The 3,908-nt window shown below is 59.5% G+C and carries 2 protein-coding genes and 1 pseudogene; 1 reads left to right on the top strand and 2 read right to left on the bottom strand.

The annotated features are described in order from the left end of the window. Nucleotides 1-250, bottom strand: a 250-nt coding sequence (locus AC4DF4_RS18030) for a DUF1501 domain-containing protein (RefSeq protein ID WP_490049490.1), incomplete at its 3' end; no start/stop codon positions are given. A 6-nt stretch (nucleotides 251-256) separates the two neighbouring features. Next, entirely contained in the window at nucleotides 257-3,382 is a 3,126-nt protein-coding gene (locus AC4DF4_RS18025; RefSeq protein ID WP_490049489.1) for a DUF1553 domain-containing protein, read from the bottom strand. 295 nt (nucleotides 3,383-3,677) lie between these two features. Here AC4DF4_RS18025 and AC4DF4_RS18020 point away from each other — a divergent pair. Continuing rightward, nucleotides 3,678-3,908, top strand: a pseudogene (locus AC4DF4_RS18020) (hypothetical protein); the annotation flags it as partial.

The following is a 3,908-nucleotide window of genomic DNA, read 5'->3' as shown; positions in this document are numbered from 1 at the left end:
CGCTGCGCAGGAGGGGTTTGAAATCGAAGGTTTCCAGATGCGAGGGGCCACCGGCTTGGAATAGATAGATCACCCGCTTCGCCTTGGGGGCGAAATGCGGCGCGCCGAGCGAACCGACGGAGGCGGCATCCGCCCTCGATCCTAACAAGTTGCTCAGCGCCAGCGCGCCGATGCTGAATCCGGCTTTGCCAAGAAAATGACGCCGGGTCTGGCGCATGAGATCATCGTAGGAAGGAACGCTGGGTTTCATGAGGGTTCAACGGTTGGTGATGGCGGCGTCGGAGGTAAGCAGCGTGGAACACACAATCATCATGGCGGCAAGCGTGGGATTGTCCTCGCCGCATACCGATTTTGCGGCAGCCTTGTCGGTGGTGAAGTGTTCGACCTGTTGGGCGTGAAGGTCGCGGAGAATGGTCATTTCGGTGGGTGCCGGTTGACGCGAGGTCAGCCAGAGGAATGCGAGCTGGATTTGCGGATCAAGTCCGCCGGGTTGCTCCTTGATGACACGCTTTGCGAGAGTGGCGGCGCACTCGAAGAAGCCCTGGTCATTGAGGAAGAGGAGCGGCTGGAGCGGTGTGTTAGTGGCGAGACGGCGCGGTTGGCAAATTTCACGACTGCCGGCATCCAGCGTGAGCAGACTGGGTGGCGGCGCGGTCCGTTTGCGGTAGGTGTAGAGACTGCGGCGGTGGAGTCCCTCGCCAGTGTCCGGTTTGTATTCGCCCCCCGATGCCCCGGATTCCGACCACACTCCGGCGGGTTGCCAGGGTTTGACGCTGGGGCCTCCCACGCGCTCCACTAACAGCCCTGCCGCGAGCAAGGCCTGATCCCGGATGGCCTCGGCGGACAGGCGGTAGGATGGCCCCCGTGCAAGCAGTTGGTTTTTTGGATCGATTTCCTGCTTTTGTTTCGAGCTTGCCGATGCCTGTTGAAAGGTGGCACTCATCAGGATGCGTTTGAGCATGCGTTTCACATCCCAGCCGTTGTGGGAAAAATCGTAAGCCAGCGTGTCGAGCAGTTCCATGTGGGAAGGTGCGTCACCCTGCATGCCGAAATTTTCCTGGGTTGCGACGATGCCATTGCCAAAACACATCATCCACAGCCGGTTCACGGCGACACGGGACACCAGGGGGTTCTTGGGATCGGTCATCCATTGCGCGAGGCCCAGACGATTCTTCGACGCCTTCGGGTCAAACGGGAATACGGCGGTCGGCGGCGATGCTTCGACAGGACGCTTGAGATCGGGAGAAGCATAGTCGCCGCGAGTCAGGACATGGAACTGCTTCGGATTTGGCGACTCCTTCATCACCATGATCAAGGGCAGTTTGTTTTCGAAATCATCCTCAAGGCTCTTCCATGCGGCGACGGCGGTCTCGCGGGCTTTCGCGACTTCCGGGTCAATACGCTCCAAGTAGTGTGCGCGCACCGCAGCCTTTGCCACGGGGTCTCCAGCCTTGGCGGACTGGAAGTTTGATTCTAACACGGGCGCATGAAGGTCGGCCACTTCCAGCGAAGACAGCGCCTGGCGGAAGATTTTGATTTCGTCCATCCGGCCTTCCGCAAACCCACGGTCATCGCGAGGCCGCGCGCCGACCCGCATGATTTGGGTGGTGATATTCTTGTCGAGGTGATCGTGCAGCACCCTCATCGCAACGGGTTTGCCGTCATAGTGGATTCTCAATCCGGCGGCGGAAGAAGAGCCATCATAGGTCACCGTCACGTGAACCCACTTCGCGACCGGGAAATCGTCGGTTGTTTCGACGGAGACCGCACATCCCGGCCAAAGATGGATGCAACTCCAGCGCAGCTTGCCGTTTTCCATCAGCATTTCAAATCCAGCGGCATCCCCCATTTGCGAGAACAGAGCCGGTCCGGTATGGAAGATCGCGGCACGTTGTTTTTTGTCGGGTGTGAACAACCGCAAGGAAACACTTAGCGGCTGATGGCGGGTGATGTCCTTGACTCCGTCGAGTTGCAGGACGGTGTCCCCGTCGAACTGCATGGCTCCGTCGACCGCTCCGGGCATTGGCGAAAGCTGGCCACCTGACATGCTGCCGGGTGCGGCGGATGGAATCGTGTTAGGTAGTTTTTTCTCAACAATCGCATCCAGGGTGAAGTGATCGGAAGGGACGGGTGGGGCCAGCGATGAGGTGGTGGCCAGCCATTGCTCGAACGCCCCGTCGCGGCTGGCCAACGTGGATTTCAGGTCCGCCTGTGCGGTGGCCAGCGCGGCTTGCCGTTTTTCCAACTCGGGGATCTGGCTCGGTTCCACGATTCTCATCGAAGGCTCGGGAGCCGGGGTGTGAATGGAATAGGGTAGCAGCCCGGATTCGTCAATTTGGCCAAACATGGCACTCATGCTGTAGTAATCCGCCTGTGGCAGGGGGTCATATTTGTGGTCGTGGCATTTGCTGCACTCCAATGTTAGACCGAGGAATGCGGTGCCGGCCGTGTGGACACGGTCTGAGACGTATTCCTGGCGGAACTCCTGCTCGATCGAGCCTCCTTCTTCGGTTTGGCGGTGGAGTCGGTTGAAGGTGGTTGCCAACCGTTGTTCCTGCGTGGCGTTAGGCAATAGGTCACCTGCGATTTGCCAGGTGAGAAACCGGTCGTAAGGGAGATTGCTGTTGAAGGCGTCGATCACCCAATTCCGCCAGGGCCAGACAAAACATTCCTTGTCTGACTGATAGCCATAGGTGTCGGCGAAGCGTGAGACATCCAGCCAATCAAGGGCCATTCGCTCGCCGAAACGCGGTGAGGCCAGAAGCGCGTCCACCTGCTTTTCATAGGCGTCCGGTGATGGGTCGCTAACAAATGCTGCAATCTGTTCCGGCGACGGGGGCATTCCGGTGAGCACGAAGGAAGTGCGCCGCAGCAGCGCTCCCCGGTCCGCTGGCGGGTTTGGCGTGAGTTTTTGCGGTTCGAGTTTTTCGAGAATGAAACGGTCGATATCATCCTTGGGCCATGCCGTGTTTTTCACGACGGGGGCCGGATGTTTTTCAGTGGGAATGAACGCCCAGTGCCGGGCATAGATGGCTCCTTCCTCGATCCAGCGCACGAGAATCCCCCTTTCTGCCTCGGTGAGCGGGCGGTTCAACTTGGGGGGTGGCATGATTTCGTCGGGATCTTTCTCGTGAATCCGCGTGAAAATCTCGCTGGCCTTGGGATTTCCCGGCACGATGGCCCGATTGCCGCTCTCCAGCTTTTCAGTCGCCCCCTCGAAAGTATCGAGCCTGAGTCCCGCCTCGCGTGTCCCGCTATCCGGGCCGTGACAGGCGAAGCATCGGTCCGAGAGGATTGGGCGAACTTCACGGTTGAAATCCACAGCCCCGTGGAGCAGCGGCGTGAAGAGCAGCAGACTGGGGAAAAAAGCGCGGGCTATCATTGTGGAGGCGGATCGGATGCGATTAACCTTACATGAAGACTCCCTCCATTCTTACAGGGCGGCTTTTTTTTCCCGCGCTCGGCATCGGTGCGGCGGTGATCGCGGGGGGGGGGCGCTGCAATCCTTTCCGTGTGGGATCATGTCCGCTGCGGCAACCCGGGCACTTCCCAGCGCAAAAGGTGAAATTTCTTGTTACGACGAGAGGTAGAACCTAAATCGAAATCGCGCTTTGCGGTAGGGCAGCGGAGAATTTCCGCGCCGCGCCGCTTCCCGTGCCTGACCGGGCGGGCGAATCGTGTTCGTCGAATACCGCAAGGAGGACTCGAACGTGCCGATCAAGGAGGTTCACAAAATGAGCGAGGCCCAGCTGAAGAAGGAAATGACCGCCCATCCCCAGCTCGAGTATTCGGAAACGATTGCTGCTTCCGGGATAGGGCCGCCCGGCCCGAAGGCCGGACGACGCCCCCCACTGATCCGGACGAGCGCAATTAACGCATCCGGTTCCTCGGGGTTGTGGTTTCATTGC

This window comes from Luteolibacter sp., assembly GCF_058122085.1.
Note: the sequence above shows the minus strand (reverse complement) of the source record. Positions and strands in the feature narration are given on the sequence as shown.